The sequence below is a fragment of the Paraburkholderia graminis C4D1M genome (assembly GCF_000172415.1).
GTDB lineage: Bacteria > Pseudomonadota > Gammaproteobacteria > Burkholderiales > Burkholderiaceae > Paraburkholderia > Paraburkholderia graminis.
In genome coordinates, this window is the sequence record NZ_ABLD01000006.1 from 1 (window position 1) to 17,321 (window position 17,321).

Annotated in this window: 15 protein-coding genes, 1 tRNA gene, 2 rRNA genes and 1 pseudogene; 12 read left to right on the forward strand and 7 right to left on the reverse strand. The window is 63.1% G+C overall.

The genetic code is table 11. From position 1 onward, the window contains the following. A 23S ribosomal RNA gene (locus tag BGRAMDRAFT_RS12280) occupies positions 1-209 on the forward strand; the annotation flags it as partial. A 218-nt stretch (positions 210-427) separates the two neighbouring features. Further along, a 5S ribosomal RNA gene (rrf, locus tag BGRAMDRAFT_RS12285) occupies positions 428-541 on the forward strand. Between the two features lie 219 nt (positions 542-760). Here the strand turns inward: rrf and BGRAMDRAFT_RS12290 are convergent. Together BGRAMDRAFT_RS12290 and BGRAMDRAFT_RS12295 are read right to left on the reverse strand one after the other, a co-directional pair. After that, complete coding sequence (locus tag BGRAMDRAFT_RS12290) at positions 761-1,225, reverse strand: hypothetical protein (protein ID WP_029966626.1); 465 nt, start codon at positions 1,223-1,225, stop codon at positions 761-763. 208 nt (positions 1,226-1,433) lie between these two features. Next, positions 1,434-2,297 carry a FadR/GntR family transcriptional regulator gene (locus BGRAMDRAFT_RS12295; RefSeq protein ID WP_006049064.1) on the reverse strand — a complete coding sequence of 288 codons (864 nt, stop codon included), beginning with the start codon at positions 2,295-2,297 and terminating at the stop codon, positions 1,434-1,436. A 249-nt stretch (positions 2,298-2,546) separates the two neighbouring features. Here BGRAMDRAFT_RS12295 and BGRAMDRAFT_RS12300 point away from each other — a divergent pair, with 249 nt between their 5' ends. From BGRAMDRAFT_RS12300 to BGRAMDRAFT_RS12335, 8 genes are all read left to right on the forward strand, one after another. Next, complete coding sequence (locus tag BGRAMDRAFT_RS12300; RefSeq protein WP_006049065.1) at positions 2,547-3,755, forward strand: ABC transporter substrate-binding protein; 1,209 nt, start codon at positions 2,547-2,549, stop codon at positions 3,753-3,755. A gap of 88 nt (positions 3,756-3,843) precedes the next feature. Next, complete coding sequence (locus BGRAMDRAFT_RS12305; protein ID WP_044020944.1) at positions 3,844-4,704, forward strand: branched-chain amino acid ABC transporter permease; 861 nt, start codon at positions 3,844-3,846, stop codon at positions 4,702-4,704. Further along, positions 4,701-5,783, forward strand: a complete 1,083-nt coding sequence (locus BGRAMDRAFT_RS12310; RefSeq protein WP_006049067.1) for a branched-chain amino acid ABC transporter permease — start codon at positions 4,701-4,703, stop codon at positions 5,781-5,783. Before BGRAMDRAFT_RS12305 ends, BGRAMDRAFT_RS12310 begins: the two co-directional genes overlap by 4 nt. Then, positions 5,780-6,547 (forward strand): ABC transporter ATP-binding protein, encoded by a 768-nt coding sequence (locus BGRAMDRAFT_RS12315; protein WP_006049068.1) that lies wholly within the window; start codon positions 5,780-5,782, stop codon positions 6,545-6,547. The genes BGRAMDRAFT_RS12310 and BGRAMDRAFT_RS12315 overlap by 4 nt, the downstream gene beginning before the upstream one ends. Then, a complete protein-coding gene (locus tag BGRAMDRAFT_RS12320; protein ID WP_006049069.1) occupies positions 6,544-7,245 on the forward strand; it encodes an ABC transporter ATP-binding protein in 702 nt (233 codons plus the stop codon). The genes BGRAMDRAFT_RS12315 and BGRAMDRAFT_RS12320 overlap by 4 nt, the downstream gene beginning before the upstream one ends. A gap of 33 nt (positions 7,246-7,278) precedes the next feature. Continuing rightward, positions 7,279-8,577, forward strand: coding sequence for a Zn-dependent hydrolase (locus BGRAMDRAFT_RS12325; RefSeq protein WP_006049070.1), 1,299 nt, complete (start codon positions 7,279-7,281; stop codon positions 8,575-8,577). After that, positions 8,574-10,076 (forward strand): M81 family metallopeptidase, encoded by a 1,503-nt coding sequence (locus BGRAMDRAFT_RS12330; protein WP_006049071.1) that lies wholly within the window; start codon positions 8,574-8,576, stop codon positions 10,074-10,076. Before BGRAMDRAFT_RS12325 ends, BGRAMDRAFT_RS12330 begins: the two co-directional genes overlap by 4 nt. Positions 10,077-10,131: 55 nt before the next feature. Beyond that, positions 10,132-10,208: transfer RNA gene (locus BGRAMDRAFT_RS12335), tRNA-Val, on the forward strand. A 100-nt stretch (positions 10,209-10,308) separates the two neighbouring features. Here BGRAMDRAFT_RS12335 and BGRAMDRAFT_RS12340 read toward each other — a convergent pair. Then, complete coding sequence (locus BGRAMDRAFT_RS12340) at positions 10,309-11,202, reverse strand: amidohydrolase family protein (RefSeq protein ID WP_006049072.1); 894 nt, start codon at positions 11,200-11,202, stop codon at positions 10,309-10,311. Positions 11,203-11,204: 2 nt separating this feature from the next. Beyond that, positions 11,205-12,527, reverse strand: a complete 1,323-nt coding sequence (locus tag BGRAMDRAFT_RS12345) for an MFS transporter (RefSeq protein ID WP_006049073.1) — start codon at positions 12,525-12,527, stop codon at positions 11,205-11,207. Between the two features lie 164 nt (positions 12,528-12,691). Here BGRAMDRAFT_RS12345 and BGRAMDRAFT_RS12350 point away from each other — a divergent pair, with 164 nt between their 5' ends. Together BGRAMDRAFT_RS12350 and BGRAMDRAFT_RS12355 are read left to right on the forward strand one after the other, a co-directional pair. Then, entirely contained in the window at positions 12,692-13,435 is a 744-nt protein-coding gene (locus tag BGRAMDRAFT_RS12350; RefSeq protein WP_006049074.1) for a GntR family transcriptional regulator, read from the forward strand. A gap of 151 nt (positions 13,436-13,586) precedes the next feature. Continuing rightward, positions 13,587-14,896, forward strand: a pseudogene (locus BGRAMDRAFT_RS12355) (MFS transporter). Positions 14,897-14,976: 80 nt separating this feature from the next. On the opposite strand, the gene BGRAMDRAFT_RS35845 reads toward BGRAMDRAFT_RS12355, so the two are convergent. The 3 genes from BGRAMDRAFT_RS35845 to mnmH are packed head-to-tail and all read right to left on the reverse strand — an operon-like array spanning position 14,977 to position 17,259. After that, positions 14,977-15,111 (reverse strand): hypothetical protein, encoded by a 135-nt coding sequence (locus tag BGRAMDRAFT_RS35845; RefSeq protein WP_006049077.1) that lies wholly within the window; start codon positions 15,109-15,111, stop codon positions 14,977-14,979. Further along, positions 15,111-16,166, reverse strand: a complete 1,056-nt coding sequence (locus tag BGRAMDRAFT_RS12365; RefSeq protein ID WP_006049078.1) for a permease — start codon at positions 16,164-16,166, stop codon at positions 15,111-15,113. The genes BGRAMDRAFT_RS35845 and BGRAMDRAFT_RS12365 overlap by 1 nt, the downstream gene beginning before the upstream one ends. A gap of 25 nt (positions 16,167-16,191) precedes the next feature. Beyond that, positions 16,192-17,259, reverse strand: a complete 1,068-nt coding sequence (gene mnmH, locus BGRAMDRAFT_RS12370) for a tRNA 2-selenouridine(34) synthase MnmH (RefSeq protein ID WP_044020949.1) — start codon at positions 17,257-17,259, stop codon at positions 16,192-16,194. Positions 17,260-17,321: the final 62 nt, after the last annotated feature.

Here is a 17,321-nt window from a genome sequence, read left to right on the forward strand (position 1 = left end):
TGTCACGCCAGTGGCATCGCCGGGTAGCTATGTTCGGAAGAGATACCCGCTGAAAGCATCTAAGCGGGAAACTCGCCTTAAGATGAGATATCCCCGGGGCTTCGAGCCCCTTGAAGGGTCGTTCAAGACCAGGACGTTGATAGGTCAGGTGTGTAAGCGCAGTAATGCGTTCAGCTAACTGATACTAATTGCCCGTAAGGCTTGATCCTATAACAGGTGTGTGTCGGCAGCCGTTAGTGCTTCAGCACTTATGGATGCCCCACCCTGCGCCACGCGCAGGGTCTTATGCAGACCACACACGGTTGAGTGATCGATGTTGTGCCTCGAACAACACAGCCCAACAGCTTTACCCTGGTGAGCATCACCAGAAACTACTTCTTCCCGATTGGTTGTGTTGGCCCAAAACCCAGCACGACAACAAGTCATGCCTGATGACCATAGCGAGTCGGTCCCACCCCTTCCCATCCCGAACAGGACCGTGAAACGACTCCACGCCGATGATAGTGCGGATTACCCGTGTGAAAGTAGGTAATCGTCAGGCTCCCCAGCAGTGTCAGAAACCCCACCCCGCAAAGGTGGGGTTTCTGCGTTTACACGGCTGCAAAGGACGCAACCTCGCAACCGGCAAGCTCGCAAACGCTGCGCCAAACGCAGGCGTCCAGAACAGGACACCGGCAGCCGATCCGCAGCCATTTCAGAAAGACCCGCCCGCGCGCATCGCGCCCCCACACCCGGTCAATTTCCAATCAACCTCAGGCCGTCAGGCCCTCTTGCGCATCGGAAGCTGATACGGCAGCCCGGCAGTAAAGCGGTCCAGCCGTTCGCTCGCATCGGTGACTGCCCATAGCGGTGCGCCGTGCAATTGCCGATCGTAGTGGGTGGCAATGTCGGCGAAAAGCGCGAATCCACCCTCGTCTATCGCCCATCTTCCGGTATCTCGTCCGGTATCGAACACCTTGGCTATCTCGCGCTCGGCTGCGCCTAGTTGCTCGCCGGTCGTCGACCCGTAGCCGGCTTCGGCCAGGAACCCGGTCAATAGCATGGCCTGCGTGAGCGTCTGCGCATCGCTCACTCCGCCGTCGCCCCGTCGCAACGCGTCGAGCGCCAGATGCACGCGCAGCGCGAGGTCATCGGCGATTTGCCGGGCGATGGGCAACAGCATTGCCTTGGCATGCCGGGCGCGCGCGGCGCCGGTGTGTCGGGAAAACGGAATAGGTTGTGCCATGAAGGTTCAAGATTTTGCCTGTGCAGATGCAATAACGGCGCGCGCGATAAAAGATTGAGCCTTCCCGCCGCCCGGGCCGAAAAAACCACCGGGCCGCGGCGCATCAAGAAGCCCCTGTCAGACGCCACAAACCGTCAAACAACGTGCGGCCAAGCCGTCGAGACCATGCTCCGCGAGCAATCCCCGCCCCCCGTAAGCCGAAACCGCATCATTCTTCACTGCCCGCCGAATCTACCTCGTCCAAACCCACAGGACTGACACTTCGCGCCCGCACCCGCCGACGGATCTCCGAGTCGAGAATCAATCGCCCCCGCAGCTTCCCTTTCATCCGCTTGACGTACCGCGGCGCCTCGGTCATGTGCACCGTCATCAACTCGCGCACTTTCTCGACGTCACGCTCGCGTGCCGCCTTCGTGATCGCCTTATGAATCTTGACGTTCGCCTGTCCGAATCGCTCGTGTTCCGCCTGCGGCGTATCGTTACGGAACTCGATCAGTTGCCGGATCATTTCGTTGATGAGCTCGCAACTGAAGCGCAAAAAAGGATTCGGATTCGCGGCCGCAAGAATGTCGTGGAAATTCACGTCCTCCTGGCGCTGACGCACGATGTCCTGGCCGCCGTGCGCGGAAGCCGGCCGATCGCAACATGCGATGCTCGCCTCGAGCGCCTCGAAGTCCTGCTCCGTCAGATGCGGCACCGCGCCCGCCGCGAGCTCGGGCTCAAGTAGCTTGCGCACGGTGTAAATGTCGTCGATGGACACGTCCTTAAAGAATAGATAGTTCTGCAGAAGCTGCAACGTCCGGTCGAGCGGCACTTCAACGACCATCCCGCCGCCGCTCGGTCCGGTCGTCACCTTGATAAGCCCTTGCACCTCCAGCGACTTCAGCGCCTCGCGAATCGTGCTCTTGCTCACCGAAAACAGCTGCTGCAACTCGACCTCGCGCGGCAGCCGATCGCCCGGCTTGAGATCCTTCTCCGTGATCAATCGCTTGATTTCCTCCGCGACCAGATCGCCGCGCTTTTGCTGCTTGATCTCGATCGCGGCGCCAGCCTTGGCTCGGTCAATGGCCATGTTTCTTACTCCAATTTTGTGTGCTGCACCGTCGGTGTTTCGCGGACGTCAACCGGAGGCGCAAGTACAAGCCGCCGCGTCGCCGCCAGGAATTTTGCCTTATTGACACTGGAATTTATTGTACCTACGATCAAGTCAATCCTATTTATCATGATAAATAGCACGAACCGCGGCACTAAGAGCAAAGACTACACCGCGGCCAGCCACTTTTCGTAGTCGTTCACTGCGTGTCTCTCCAAGGAGCGTGATTTGAATCGCCGAAATATATTGAAGCTGGCCGCGCTGTCGGCCGTTCCGGGGACGCTGGGTTCGCTCGTCGCGCGCAGTGCTTTTGCGCAGGCGGGCAGCGTGCAATTCGCGTGTCCCGTGCCGATGTCCGGCGCGTTCGCCGCCAACGGCAAATACGCCGACCTCGGCATGAAGCTCGCGATCGAACAATACGGCAAGGTGCTTGGCGAACCGCTCGCTTATTCGGTGCTCGACACCGAAGGCAAGCCGGCAACGGCGGTTCGCCGCGTGCAGGAAATCGCCCAGCAGAAGAACGCGCGCTTCTTCGCTGGAGGTATTTTGTCGTCCGAAGCATTGGCGATGGGCAAGGAAGTGCAGAAAGCCGGCGGCGTTTTCATCACGACGGCAGGTGCCGACGAAATCACAGGAAAGGACTGCAACGACGCAACTTTCCGCTGGTCCGTGCCCACGTATGGCGCGATCGAACAGACGGTGCGCCCACTGATCCAGATGCTGCCGAAGGCCAAGCGGTGGTACACCATCACGCCGCAATACGTGTTCGGCGACGGTCTTCTGTCCGCGGCGAAAGCGGTGTTCAAGGAGAAGGGCATCGAGCATGTCGGCAACAGTTATCACTCGCTGAATGAAAAAGAGTTCAGCGGCTATCTGACGAACGCGGTTGCCGCGAAGCCCGACGTGCTGCTGATCCTCAACTTCGGCTCGCAATCGTCGGACACGCTGCGCCAGGCCGTGAGCTTCGGCATGAAGAACAACTGCACGATTCTGCTCGCGTGGGCTTCCGGTCTCGAGCAATTCGAGTCGCTTGGTGCGGATCTGTGCGACGGCGTGTATTTCGGCGCGCAGTACTGGCATGGTATCGATTCGCCGCTGAACCGCGATCTCGTCAAGCGCACGCAAGCGGCGTTCAAGACGAATCCCAACTACAGCCTCGCGGGCTCGTACGTCTGCACGAAGATTCTGCTGGATGGCATCGTCAAGGCCGGCAATGTCGATCCGAAGAAAGTGGCTGCGGCGCTCGAAGGCATGAAATACGATGGTTTGACAGGTCCGGAAGAAGTCCGCAAGGGCGATCATCAGGTGCTGAAGAACTACTATCTGCTGAAGGGCAAGGCGAAGAACAAGATGAAAAACGCCGACGACTACGCGGATATCGTGAGCTCCGGTCAATCGTTCCTGCCGCTCGACAAGACCGGTTGCAAACTGACCTGACGCGCAACGCCGCGCCGAGCAGCGCCGGCCACCTCGTGCCGGCATCCATGAATGCAGCGACGTTGCGCTCAATCACCACACAGTCGCCATGAACGTTTATCTTCTGCAGATCGTCAACGGTGTCGGAGTCGGGATGCTGTACTTCCTGCTCGCGGTCGGTTTGTCGATTGTGTTCGGCCTGCTGCGCTTCGTGAACTTCGCGCACGGAGCCTTTTATCTGCTCGGCGCGTATTTCTGCTATCAGGCGATGCAGTGGTCGCTGAACTTCTGGACAGCGCTCGTCGTCGTCCCGATAGCAGTCGGCGCATTGGCATGGGTCGTCGAAAAGCTGATCTTGCGGCACGTCTACGCGCAGCAGCACGAGTTCCACATTCTCGTGACGGTCGGCCTTGCGCTCGTCGTGCAGGAGTGCGCGATCCTCGTGTGGGGACCGCTCGGCGATAACGTGCCGGTTCCTGACATGCTGAACGGCGTGGTCATCTGGGGCAGCTTTGTGTATCCGAAGTATCGGCTGTTCGTGATCGGCTTCACGGCTGTGCTCGCCGCGTTGCTGTGGTGGGTGCTGGAGGGCACGCGGCTTGGCAGCGCGGTGCGTGCGGGCAGTGAATCGACGGAAATGGTGTCGCTGCTCGGCATCAACGTGTTGCGTGTATTCAGCCTCGTGTTCGCGCTCGGCGCTGCAACGGCTGCGCTCGCCGGCGTGCTCGCCGCGCCGATTCGCGGCGTCGATCCCTTCATGGGCATCGAGGCGCTCGGCGTCGCGTTCGTCGTCGTCGTGGTGGGCGGCATGGGCAACTTTCTCGGCGCGCTGGTGGGCGGCCTGCTGGTCGGCATCGTGCAAAGCGTGATGAGCACGCTGTGGCCCGAGGGCGCGCGCCTGATGATCTACGTCGCGATGGCCGCCGTTCTTCTGTTGCGGCCGAATGGCCTACTCGGGAGAGCCGCGTGATCGACACTTCCAAATCCGCCGTCGCGAAGGCGGCGCCGCAGGCATCCGGCGGGCGGGCGTTGGTCCACACGCTGCATCGCTATCGTTTTCTTTTGCTCGCGTTGCTGGTCGTATGCATTCTGCCGTTGACGCTGCGCTCAGGCTCGCTCGCCACCGAAGTCCTCGTATTCGCGCTCGCCGCGTTGGGCTGCAATCTTCTCCTCGGCCACACGGGACTGTTGTCGTTCGGGCAGGGCATCTTCTTCGGACTCGGCAGCTATAGCGCGGGGCTCGTGCTGACCAAAGCCGCCTTGCCGGTGCCCGTTGCGTTGCTTGCGGCGCTCGTGGTCGGAGCGGCAGCGGCTGCACTCGTCGGATGGTTTTCGATCAGACAGCGCGGCACCTACTTCGTGATGCTGACGCTCGCGTTCGGACAACTGTTCTACTTTCTCGCATACACGACGCCCGAGCTGACCGGCGGCGACAACGGCCTGCTCGATATTCCCCGGCCCGCGCTCAGGTTGTTCGGCCACGAACTGATCGCGTTGACGTCTCCGTGGCAGTACTACGGATTCGTCGCCGTGCTGTTTCTCATCGTGTTCTGGCTGCTGATGCGCGTCTCGCACTCCGTATTCGGCCGCACGTTGCTCGCGATTCGCGACAACGAAGCGCGCGCCGCCGCGGTCGGCTACGACGTCAAGCGGTTCAAGCTCATGGCGTTCGTGATCTCGGGCGCGGTGACGGGGCTCGCCGGCGCATTGCATGCGTTGATGACGGGCATCGCGCCGCTATCCAACATCGATTACCACACGAGCGAAATGATCCTCGTGATGACGGTGATCGGCGGCACCGGCAATCTGTTTGCGTCGGTGCTGGGCGCCGCGTTCTATGTGCTGTTCGCCGACTGGCTTTCCACGTTGTGGCCGCGCTGGCTGCTGCTGCTCGGCATCGTGCTGATGGCGGTGAGCCTTTACATGCAGCGCGGTCTGTGGGGCCTTGGCGAGCGAATCTGGCACGCGCTGCGCCGTCATCCGCAAGACGACGCCCAGACCGTTCCCGCAACCGGTAGCAGCGACGACACCGCAACGGAGCGCACATGACCGAGCCCATTCTCAACGCAAGCGGCGTGATGAAGCGCTACGGCAAATTCACGGCGCTCTCCGAGGTCAACCTGCGCATCATGCCGCGCACCGTGCATTCGGTGATCGGCCCAAACGGTGCGGGCAAGACCACGCTTTTTCATGTACTTACCGGCACGCTGCCGATCACCGCAGGCAAGATCGTGTTCGACGGCCACGACGTGACGCACGAGCCCGATCACAAACGCGTGCGCCGCGGCGTCGCGCGATCGTTTCAGGTGACGAGCCTGTTCGCCAATCTGAGCGTGCGCGAAAATCTGCGGCTTGCCGCACAAGGCGTCGATGCCGTGCGCGCGCTCAATGCATGGACGCCGCCGCGCGGCGCGCTGGCGCACACCGATACCGTCGACAGTGTGCTCGAACGTCTCGCGTTGCAGCGCTTCAGCCAAATACCGGCGGGCGCGCTGTCGCACGGTCAGCAGCGGCGGCTCGAAGTCGGCATGGCGCTCGCCGCGCGACCGAAGGCGATCTTTCTCGACGAGCCGACGTCCGGCATGGGCATCGACGATCTTGACGATATGAAGCATCTGATTCGCGGCTTGCGCGACGACTACACCGTCGTGCTGATCGAGCACAACATGGGCATCGTGATGGACATCTCCGACACGATCACCGTGATGCAGCAAGGACGCGTGCTCGTGGAAGGACGCCCCGACGAAATTCGCGGCGACGAGCGCGTGCGCAGCGCCTATCTCGGCAACATGATCACCGGAGGCCGCGCATGATCCTCGACGTGCAGGACATTCACGGCTTCTACGGCAAAAGTCACATACTGCAAGGCGTTTCCTTGCAGATCGGCGAAGGCGAGACCGTCACGCTGCTGGGCCGCAACGGCGCGGGCAAGTCCACCACATTAAAGGCGATTGCCGGCATCGTCGCGCCGAAGAACGGGCGCGTCGCATTCAACGGCACGACGATAAGCGGCCTCCAGCCGCACAAGATCGCGTCGCGCGGCGTGTGCTTCGTGCCCGAACATCGCGGCATTTTCCGTTTGCTCACCGTCGAGGAAAACTTGCGGCTCGGCGCGCGCAAAGACTCGCCGTGGCAACTCGACGACATCTACCGGATTTTTCCGCGGCTCAAGGAGCGGCGCACGAATGGCGGCGGACAGTTGTCGGGCGGCGAACAGCAGATGCTTGCCATCGGCCGCGCGCTGATGAACCACCCGCGTCTTCTGATGCTGGACGAACCTGTCGAAGGTCTGGCGCCCGTCATCGTCGAAGAAATCGTCGCGCAACTCAAGCTGATTCGCAAGGCGGGCGTCGCGATTCTGCTCGTCGAGCAAAACCTCGAGGTCTGCACGCAACTCGCGGATCGCCATTACATCATCGAGCAAGGTGTGATCGTTTATTCGGGCGATAACGCATCGTTCGCCGCCGACGATTCGATCAAGGATCGCTATCTCGGCGTCGGCGTCGTTTGAAGCTACGCCCGACTTCACTATGAGGAAGCATTGATGCAAGTTCATGACTCACAACGCGGCGACGCGCTTGCTCGTCTGCGCGTCGACGGCGAACGGCTTTGGAACAGCCTCATGCAACTCGCGCAGATCGGCGCGACGGAGAAGGGCGGCGTTTGCCGGCTCGCGCTCACCGAACTCGATCGCATCGCGCGTGACCGGTTCGTCGCGTGGGCGAAGGAAATCGGCTGCACGGTGCGCGTCGACGCGATCGGCAATATCTTTGCGCGCCGCGCGGGTTTGCGCGACGACCTGCCGCCCGTCACGACGGGCAGCCACATCGACACGCAACCGACCGGCGGCAAATTCGACGGCAACTACGGTGTGCTCGCCGGCCTCGAAGTGCTGCGCACACTGGCCGATGCAAACGTCACGACACTCGCGCCGCTCGAAGTCGCCGTGTGGACCAACGAGGAAGGCTCGCGCTTCGTTCCGGTGATGATGGGCTCGGGCGTCTTCGCCGGCGCGTTCACGCTCGAGCATGCGCTCGATCAGCGCGACCGCGAGGGCATCTCCGTGCGCGACGCGTTGGCGGCCATCGGCTACGTCGGCGAAAACACGAAACCGCATACCGTTGCAGCGTATTTCGAAGCGCACATCGAGCAGGGTCCTGTGCTCGAGGCGCATGACAAGACCATCGGCATCGTGCAGGGCGCACTCGGCCAGCGCTGGTACGACGTGACCGTGCAAGGCATGGAAGCGCATGCGGGACCCACGCCGATGGCGTTGCGCCGCGATGCATTGCTCGTCGCCGCCGATCTGATCCACACGGTGAACCGCATCGCGCTCGATCATGCGCCGCATGGCCGGGGCACGGTCGGCTGGGTCGACGTGCATCCGAACTCGCGCAACGTGATTCCTGGCCGCGTGAAGCTGACGGTCGACCTGCGCGCCGCCGACGACGCCACGCTCACCGCAATGGACAGCGCACTGCGTCAAGCGTGCAACTCCGCGGGCGAGCAAGCGGGCATCGACGTGACTATCGAGCAGGTCGTGTACTTCCCGCCGCAACCGTTCGCCGCGAACCTGGTGGCAGCGGTGAAAGAAGGCGCCGACATGCTCGGCTTTTCGTCGATGGACGTCATCAGCGGCGCGGGCCACGACGCGGTCTATCTCGCGCGCGTCGCGCCGGCCGCGATGATCTTCGTTCCGTGCAAGGACGGCATCAGCCACAACGAGATCGAGGACGCACGCGCGGATCATCTCGAAGCCGGCTGCAACGTATTGCTGCACGCGATGCTGAAGGCGGCGCAAACCGTGCCGAGCGCGCCCGTGCCGGAGGGCTCGTGCGTATGAAAATCCTCATCGCGCGGATGAATCACGAGACCAACACGTTCTCGCCGGTGGCCACGCCGTTGTCTGCATTCGGCCTGAACGGCGGGAAGCTCGGCCCAAGTTTCGGCGACGACGCGTTCAACGACAACAAGGGCATGCAGACCGCGATGGCCGCGTTCATCGACGCCGCCGCGCGCGAGGGCGCGCATATCGTGACGCCCGTGTCGGCAGCGGCGAACCCGAGCGGACCCGTCGACGCTGCGGCCTACGACGCGATCTGCGATGCAATCGTTGCAGCCACAAACGGATGCGACGCTGTGATGCTCGATCTGCACGGCGCGATGGTCGCGGAAAATTCGAACGACGGCGAAGGCGATCTGCTCGAACGCGTGCGCGCGGCATTGCCGAATGCGCCGATCGCCGTCGCACTCGATCTGCACGGCAACGTCACGCAGAAGATGATCGACAACGCGGATGTGATCGTCAGCTTCAAGACTTATCCGCACGTCGATATGTACGAGACCGGCGCGCACGCCGCGCGTTTGCTGTTCGCGTCGATGCATGGCGACGTGAAGCCGGTGATCGCGTGGCGTCAGCCGCCGCTGCTCACGCATACGCTGCGCAGCTCGACGGCCGAAGGCGCGATGAAGCGTGCGGTCGATGCCGCCCGCGCCGCCGAAGCGGACGGCATGCTCGCGGTCTCGGTGCTGTCGGGCTTTTCGCTCGCCGATATCGAGGCGCCCTGCATCAGCGTCGTGGTGGTCGGCAACGGAGATCACGCGCAAGCGGAAGCGGTCGCCGAGCGCATCGCGCGGCAGATCTGGAACGAGCGCGAGGATTTCGTCTACCGCAGCGCACCGCTCGCGGAATCGGTTGCAGAAGCCGCCGCGCTCGCGAAAGACGCCGACAAGCCGGTGCTGCTGCTCGATCATGGCGACAACTGCATGTCGGGCGGTACGTGCGACACGATGGACCTGCTCGAAGAAGCGCTTGCACGGCAACTCGACGGCATCGTCACCGGGCCGTTGTGCGATCCGCAGGCGGTGGCCGCGCTGATGGCCGCGGGCGTCGGCAGCACGGTCACCATCACGATCGGCAACAAGGTCGAGAGCGGCGCAGGCGCGCCGCGTGCGCCGGTCGCGATGACCGGCGTCGTGCGCGCGTTGACCGACGGCGAATACGTGATCACCGGCCCGACCTACACCGGCCAGCGCGCGCATATGGGGCGCGCGGCGGTGCTCGACACGGGCACGGTGAAGCTCGTCGTGACCGAGCACACGCACGAACCGTGGGACCTCGGCGTATTCGAAAGCGTCGGCATCGATCCGCGTCGCGCGCGCTTTCTGCTGCTCAAATCGCGCATGTATTGCCGTCCGGTTTTCGTGCCGATTTCGGCGGGACTCGTGGAGTGCGATAGCCGCGGCGTGACGAGTTCGGACTATGGGCTCTTCGCTTTCAAGAACGTGAAGCGCCCCGTGTTCCCGCTCGATGCCGACGCCGAATGGAACCCGGCGCATTGAATGACGTCCGGCCCTTGTGCAGTTTCGAGAGACTCTCTATAATTCGCGCCTCTACAGGCTCGTAGCTCAGTTGGTTAGAGCACCACCTTGACATGGTGGGGGTCGTTGGTTCGAATCCAATCGAGCCTACCAACGCATTGCGACGTAGACGAAAGCGGCTTCGCTTTCGTCTACTGTCCTATCAGCAGCAAGTCGCTTCAGTTCTCTTTTCCCTTTCGAATCCGGCTCAGGCTTAGATCGCGCGTTGCAAAGCGGCGTTCGATGCGCTTGCGTCCTGCGGCGCGGCAGATTCCGTATCGAATCTATAGAACGACAAGGCCGTTTTGCGCACGATTGAATCGAGATCCTCCGCATGAAGGCCGAGATCGAGCAGCGCGGACAACGATTCGCCGTAGCTCGTGACCGCTTCGTATTGCGTGTGCGGCCAGTCGCTGCCCCACATCAGGCGATGCGTGCCGAAGTGCTCGATCAGTTGCGCCGTTGCGTCGGCAACGAACGGCGAGCCCGGCGCCGCACAGCGATACGCGCCCGACACCTTGACCCACACGCTGCCCGTGCTGCCATAACCGAGCAGCGCTTTGAAACCGCGGTCCTGTGTGCCCAACGCGGGATCGGGCCGGCCGAAATGATCGACGACGACTCGCACGCCGCGCTCGAGAAGCCGGTCGATCATCGGCGCGAGATCGACTGCGTTTCTGTGCAGCTCGACATGCCAGCCGAGCCGCGCGACGTTATCGAAGAGGGACGTCCAAGGTTGTGCGCCGAGATCCGGCAGCGTCTGTTCCATCAGGTTGAGACGAATGCCCGTCACGCCGCGGCGGTGCATGTCCGCCAATTCACTCGTGCTTATGTCGGGCGCAACGACGACGACGCCACGCAGGCGCTCGCTCTGCGCGGCCAACGCTTGCAACAGATAGCCGTTGTCGGTGCCGAGAAAGCTCGGCTGCACCAGCACCGCATGCGTCATTCCGTGCGCGTTGAGCAGCGGCAAATAGTCGTCGAGTGTTGCATCGTAGGCGGGCGCATAGCGCCGCTCGCCGCTCAACGGCAAGCCTCGCTCGAAAACGTGCGCATGCGTGTCGACACCACTGTGTGCAAACGGGAGTGAGGAGGCCAATGCGTTCATATTCAACTACGCGGGGAATTCAGGGTGAAATGCGCGGCGTCAGTGGCGTCCGTCGCATCAGTGCGATCGGCGGACTGATCCGGCGCCGCGCCGCGCAGACGCTTGCCGCGCGTTTCGGGAAGCAGCAGCACGGCGATCATCGCGAGCCCGTACGCGATGGCCGCGTCGATGCCGATGGCCGCGCCGAGCGACATCGAATGGCTCATGTAGCCGACCAGCACCGGAAAACCCGCCGACGCAATGCGCCCGAAGTTGTAGCAAAAGCCGACGCCGGTGCCGCGCATGTCGGCGGGATATAGCTCGTTGAAGAGCGGCCCGAGGCTCGCCGGAATGCCCGCCGCGAAGAGGCCGAGCGGAAAGCCGAGCACCAGCATCTGCGTGTTCGTCAACGGCAGCATCACATACGCGAGCACGGTGACGATGCAGCAGAAAGCGAACAACGCGATATTGCGTCGACGGCCGATGCGATCGAGCAGATACGCGCTCAGCATGCAGCCGCACCAGAATGCGACGATCACGACCGCGAGATAGCCGCCCGTGTTCAGCACCGACAGATGCCGCTCCTTCGCGAGAAACGTGGGCAGCCACGACATGATCGCGTAGTAGCCGCCGTGTGCGCCCGTGCCGAGCACCGCGCCGATGAGCGTCGTGCGCAGCACGCGCGGCTGGAAGACCTGCACGATCTGACCGAGCGCGGACACCCTGGCGTGCGCGTCGACGCCGACGGGCGCAACGCGCACCGGTTCCTTCAGATTACGCCGCACGAACAGCACGAGCCCGGCGGGCAGCAGGCCGACCGCGAACATCACGCGCCACGCGGTGTCGCCGGGCAGCCAGGAAAACACCGCGGCGTAGACCAGCACCGCGCCGCCCCAGCCGACGGCCCATGCGCTTTGCACCGCGCCCATCGCACGGCCGCGATGCTCGGTGCGGATCGTCTCGGCCATCAGCACCGCGCCCGCGGCCCACTCGCCGCCGAAGCCGAAGCCTTGCAGCGCCTTGAGCAGCAGCAGTTGCGGGAAATTCTGCGCGAATGCGCACAGGAACGTGAAGCCGGCGAACCAGAGAATCGTCATTTGCAACGTGCGCACGCGGCCGAAGCGGTCCGACAGCGCGCCCGCAATCCAGCCGCCGAGCGCCGACGAAATCAGCGTGACGCTGCTGATCGCGCCGGCTTGCGTATGGCCGATGCCATAAGCCGCGATGATCGCGGGAATGGCGAGCGTGAACATCTGCACGTCGAGCGCGTCGAGTCCCCATCCGGCGAAGCAGCCCCAGAAGGTGTTGCGCTCCACCGGCGTACTCTCTTTGTACCACCTGAACATAGCCATCTCCGTCCGTCGTTCTGTCCGAATTCATGCAGTCATATATATGAATGCATGAATCTTGCACTCGATCCGGCGCGCGGTCATTGGGTAATAACCCTTGCTCGCCTGAAACCGGCGCGATGCGGTAGAGTGGTGACTCCTCTGTATAACTGTATGAATCCATGACTACGGCGTCTTTCGCGTCAAGGCCGGACGACCGGCTGCCCCGTTATCAGCAATTGCGCGACGACCTCGTCAGCCGCATTGCCGCCGGCGAGTGGGCGCCCGAAGAGGCCATCGCCACCGAGGCCGAACTGGGTCAGTTCTACAACGTTTCCACCGGCACCGTGCGCAAGGCAATCGATCTGCTGGTCAGCGACGGCGTGCTGACGCGAACCCAGGGCAAGGGCACGTTCGTGCGGCGGCCGCGCTTCGACTCGTCGCTGTTCCGCTTTTTCCGCTTCGTTTCGCGCGACGGCCAGCCTGTGCTTCCCACGGCGCGTGTGCTCAAGCGCGAGATCGTCAAACCGAACGAGGAGATCCGCGACGCGTTGCGCATGAAGGTTTCCGAAAAAGCGATTCATTTGTCGCGCGTGCGCATGATCGAACGCCGAACGGTTCTCGCCGAAGAAATCTGGCTGCCGCGCGCGCGTTTCGAAGCGCTCGCCACGTTGCCACTCGATCAGTTCGAGGACCTGCTGTATCCGCTTTACGAGCGGCTGTGCAAGCAGATGGTCGCATCGGCGACGGAAATTCTCCGCGTCGAACAGGCTACCGCCGAAACCGCCACGCTGCTCAGCATCAAAACGGGCAGCCCGGTGATTCTCGTTCACCGCGTGGCTTCCGACTTCGCCGGCGCGCCGTTCGAATGGCGCAGCACGCGCGGCGCGGCCGATACGTTCCAGTATCAGGTCGACATCCGCTAAACGCCACGCCGGCGTTTTCTTCTCTCTCTCACGCAAGACCCCGTGCGCCCGCGCTATGCGGGTATCACCTCATGGCGTCGCATCGCGATTCATACAATCATATATATGACTGTATCAATATTGCCGATGCAATCCGGCAAGCGGAGAAACGATGTCCACACAACTCACATTCGAGCAGCAGGTCATGAAGAAGATGGCGTGGCGGTTAATGCCGCTTCTCATCATCATGTTCCTGATTTCGTTTATCGACCGGCAGAACGTCGGCTTCGCCAAGCTGGAGATGGTGCACGCGCTCGGTATGACCGAGGCGTCGTACGGATTGGGCGCGTCGCTGTTCTTCATCGGCTATCTGCTGTTCGAAGTGCCGAGCACGCTCGCGCTGCATCGCTTCGGCGCGCGCGCGTGGCTTGCGCGCATCATGCTGACGTGGGGCGTCGTCACGGTATTGATGGCGTTTGCCCGTTCGCTGCCGGTGTTCTACTCGTTCCGTTTTGCGTTGGGCGTCGCGGAAGCCGGGTTTTATCCGGGCGTCATCTATTACCTCACGCAGTGGTTTCCGCAGAGCTATCGCACGAGAGTGCTGGGCTTTTTCACGCTCGGCAGCTCGCTCGCGAACATGCTCGGCTCGCTGATCGGCGGGCTCCTGCTGACGCTCGGCGGCACGTGGGGTTTCGCGGGCTGGCAGTGGGTGTTCATCGCGACCGGCTTGCCCGCGGTGATCGTTGCCTTCGTCGCGCTCAAGTACCTGCCGAATTCGGTCAGCGACGCGCCGTTTCTGTCGCAACAGGAGAAGGACGTCGTGCTCGCCGCGCTGAAACGCGAGGCCTCGGACGCCGCGAAGGCGACGCATCCGTGGGCGGCGCTGCTCGATCCCAAGGTGCTGATGTTCGCGCTGACCTACATGCTGATGTCGACGTCGCTCTATGGCGTGACGTACTGGATGCCCACGCTGCTGAAGAGCGACGGCGTGTCATCGTCGCTCAACGGTGTGCTCAACATGATTCCGTGGGCGCTCGCGACACTGCTGCTGTTGTGGCTTCCCGGCAAGCTCAAGCGCGAGCGCGTGGTGTTGAAGGCGATGAGCCTTGTTGCAGCGGTCGGCGTGGTGGGCTTCGCGTCCAGCCTCGTGCTGCCCACCGCCACGCTGCGCTTCGCGGCGCTGTGCCTCGGCGGCGCATGCATTCCGTTGCTCTATCCGTGCTTCTGGTCGCTGCCGCCGCGCTTTTTCTCGGGCGCGCGCGCCGCGGCGAGCGTTGCGGCGATCAATGCGATCGGCAATCTCGGCGGCTTCGCGGGACAGAACCTGATGCCGTACGTCGGCAGACGGCGCACAGCCAGATCGCGCCGATGCTGGTGCCGACCGCATGTTTGCTGACGTTGGGAATCGGCACCGGCATTGCCGCGTTGATCGGCGCGCGCCGCCGCGTAGCACTTGAAGCAGCGCCGCTGCGTTCGAACTGATAGACGGGTAAAAAAAACGGCCGCGCAACTGCGCGGCCGAATGCATTTACGAGCCTGAATCACGCACGCTCAAATCGGCTTCAAGGACGAAGCAGATCGAAGCTCGCCAGCACCAACACTCCGGTCACGGCGATGAGCGCCACCGAATGTTGGCCGAAGTAGAGAAGCGCCGCCGCCGACCACGACGCCAGCGTAAATACCGCAAGCTTTTTCATCAGAACCTCAACACCGCCGCGAGCAGGCCGCTGACTACGCCGCAGATCACCACGGCCAGCGCGACCACGCTCAGCACGCGCTTCGGGAACGAGCGCCCGAGCATCGCCATCGACGGCACGCTGATCAAAGGCAGCGTCATCAGCAGCGCGCCGGCCGGACCGGCGGCCACGCCGAACGACAGCATCGCCTGGATGATCGGCACTTCGCCGGCCGTCGGAATCACGAACAGCGTGCCGGCGATGGACAGCGCGACGATCCACAACACGCTGTTGTCGATATCCGGCCCGACATGCGGAAAGAGCCACGCGCGCGCCGCGCCGAGAATCAGCACGAGCACGATGTATTCGGGCACGAGACGCAGCGTCATCGTGCCGAGGATTTTCACCCAGCGCGTGAAGGCGTTGCCCGGTTCGTCTTCGGTGACGAGTTGCGCGATGGCTTCGCGCGACGCCTGGGCTTCCTTCGGCGTAACCATGCGGTTCACCAGGTAGCCGAGGCCGAACACCATCACGAGGCCGAGCGCGAGCCGCAGGCCCATCCATTGCCAGCCGAGCACGAAGCCCATGAAAACCAGCGTGGCCGGATTCAGCGCGGTATTGCCGAGCCAGAAGGCGATGGCCGCGCCGGGCGCCGCCTGGCGCGCGCGCAGTCCCGCGACCACCGGCGCCGCGCAGCAGGTGCACATCATGCCGGGCAATGACATGAGGCCGCCTTTCACGACGCTGCTGAAGTCGCTGCGGCCGAGCGCGCGTGCGACCCATTGCGGCGGAATCAGCGCCTGGACCGCGGAGCCGAGCAGCAATCCGAGCACCATGGCTTGCCAGATCGCCTTGCCGTACGCGAACGCGTAGTCGATTGCGGATTGCCACGACGCTTCCGGCGCGCTCGCCGACGTGCCCATCAGAATGGACTTGCCGATCGAATGCTGGCTCGCGGCGACGAACGCGCGGTTGTAATACGGAAACCACTTCACATAGAAGAGTCCGACGACGGCGATCGCAAGGAACACGATCCAGCCAAGAGCGACGCGGGGCTGGCGAAGGGTTGATTGCATGTTGTTTTCAAACGTTGATGTTGAGTCAAACAAGCGCGAACGAGCGCTTGTCGAGTTGCGCGAGAAGCGCTTTGGCCTGGTCGACGACGTCGGCGTCGTTCGGCCGGAATTCGATTTGCAGCGCCTGCGGCAAGTGCACGAAATGCTGATGGCTGCTGCGCGCGTAGGCGGGATCGTAATGCAGTTCGATCAGCGCGTTCGCGAGTTCCTCGCGCCGGTTTTCATCGACGAGTTTTTGCCAGCCGGCCACGCGCTCGCGGCTATGCAAGCCGATCAGGCGCTCCAGTTGCGTCTTCAGCAACGCGGGGTCGTCGAACAGATGCGCGTAGTCGTGGAGCAGAAACGCCGAGCGGTCTTCGCGGCTCGTCGCCACTTCGACGCACGCGCCGCGATGAAACGTCTCGAGCAGCGCGAGCGGCAGCGTAATCGCGCCGATGCGGCGGCTCTCCGCTTCCACGAACACCGGACGCGCGGCGTCGAAGCCGCGCAGCGCGCTAACGAGCAAGGTGTCGAAGCGTTTCTGCGACGGCTGCGCAACACCCACCCATGCGCCGAGCAGCGAGCCGCGATGCGCGGCCAGCGCTTCCAGGTCGAGCGTTTGCGCGCCGGCTTCGTCGAGCGCCGCGAGCAGCCGCGTCTTGCCGCTGCCGGTCGGGCCGACCAGCGCGACGTAACGGAACTGCGTCGGCAGCGTGACGAGCGCCTCGACAGTCGCCCGCCGATAAGTCTTGTAGCCGCCGTCCAGTTGACGCGCCGGCCAGCCGATCATATTGAACAGCGACGTGACCGAGCCCGAGCGTTTGCCGCCGCGCCAGCAATAAACGAGCGGCCGCCAGTTGCGCGGCCGGTCCGCGAAGGTAGTTTCCAGATGCCGCGCGATGTTGCGCGCGACCAGCGCCGCGCCGACCTTCGTCGCCTCGAACGGCGACACCTGCTTGTACATGGTGCCGACGATCACCCGTTCCTCGTTGCTCAGCACCGGCGCGTTCATGGCGCCCGGAATATGATCCTCGGCAAACTCGAGAGGCGTGCGCACGTCGATGATTTCATCGAAATCACCGGCTTGATCGAGGCTGACGAGTAGGTTTTTCAAGGGCGTGCCGACACGAAACGGGACAAAAAGCGGAGAACGACGGAAACCGGGCAGCAACGCGT

Coding starts and splice junctions, on each gene's coding strand:
- BGRAMDRAFT_RS35845 (WP_006049077.1), bottom strand. CDS start 15,111: ATGAAAAAGCTTGCGGTATTTACGCTGGCGTCGTGGTCGGCGGCGGCG.
- BGRAMDRAFT_RS12305 (WP_044020944.1), top strand. CDS start 3,844: ATGAACGTTTATCTTCTGCAGATCGTCAACGGTGTCGGAGTCGGGATG.
- BGRAMDRAFT_RS12350 (WP_006049074.1), top strand. CDS start 12,692: ATGACTACGGCGTCTTTCGCGTCAAGGCCGGACGACCGGCTGCCCCGT.
- BGRAMDRAFT_RS12290 (WP_029966626.1), bottom strand. CDS start 1,225: ATGGCACAACCTATTCCGTTTTCCCGACACACCGGCGCCGCGCGCGCC.
- BGRAMDRAFT_RS12325 (WP_006049070.1), top strand. CDS start 7,279: ATGCAAGTTCATGACTCACAACGCGGCGACGCGCTTGCTCGTCTGCGC.
- BGRAMDRAFT_RS12365 (WP_006049078.1), bottom strand. CDS start 16,166: ATGCAATCAACCCTTCGCCAGCCCCGCGTCGCTCTTGGCTGGATCGTG.
- BGRAMDRAFT_RS12330 (WP_006049071.1), top strand. CDS start 8,574: ATGAAAATCCTCATCGCGCGGATGAATCACGAGACCAACACGTTCTCG.
- BGRAMDRAFT_RS12295 (WP_006049064.1), bottom strand. CDS start 2,297: ATGGCCATTGACCGAGCCAAGGCTGGCGCCGCGATCGAGATCAAGCAG.
- BGRAMDRAFT_RS12340 (WP_006049072.1), bottom strand. CDS start 11,202: ATGAACGCATTGGCCTCCTCACTCCCGTTTGCACACAGTGGTGTCGAC.
- BGRAMDRAFT_RS12345 (WP_006049073.1), bottom strand. CDS start 12,527: ATGTTCAGGTGGTACAAAGAGAGTACGCCGGTGGAGCGCAACACCTTC.
- BGRAMDRAFT_RS12315 (WP_006049068.1), top strand. CDS start 5,780: ATGACCGAGCCCATTCTCAACGCAAGCGGCGTGATGAAGCGCTACGGC.
- BGRAMDRAFT_RS12320 (WP_006049069.1), top strand. CDS start 6,544: ATGATCCTCGACGTGCAGGACATTCACGGCTTCTACGGCAAAAGTCAC.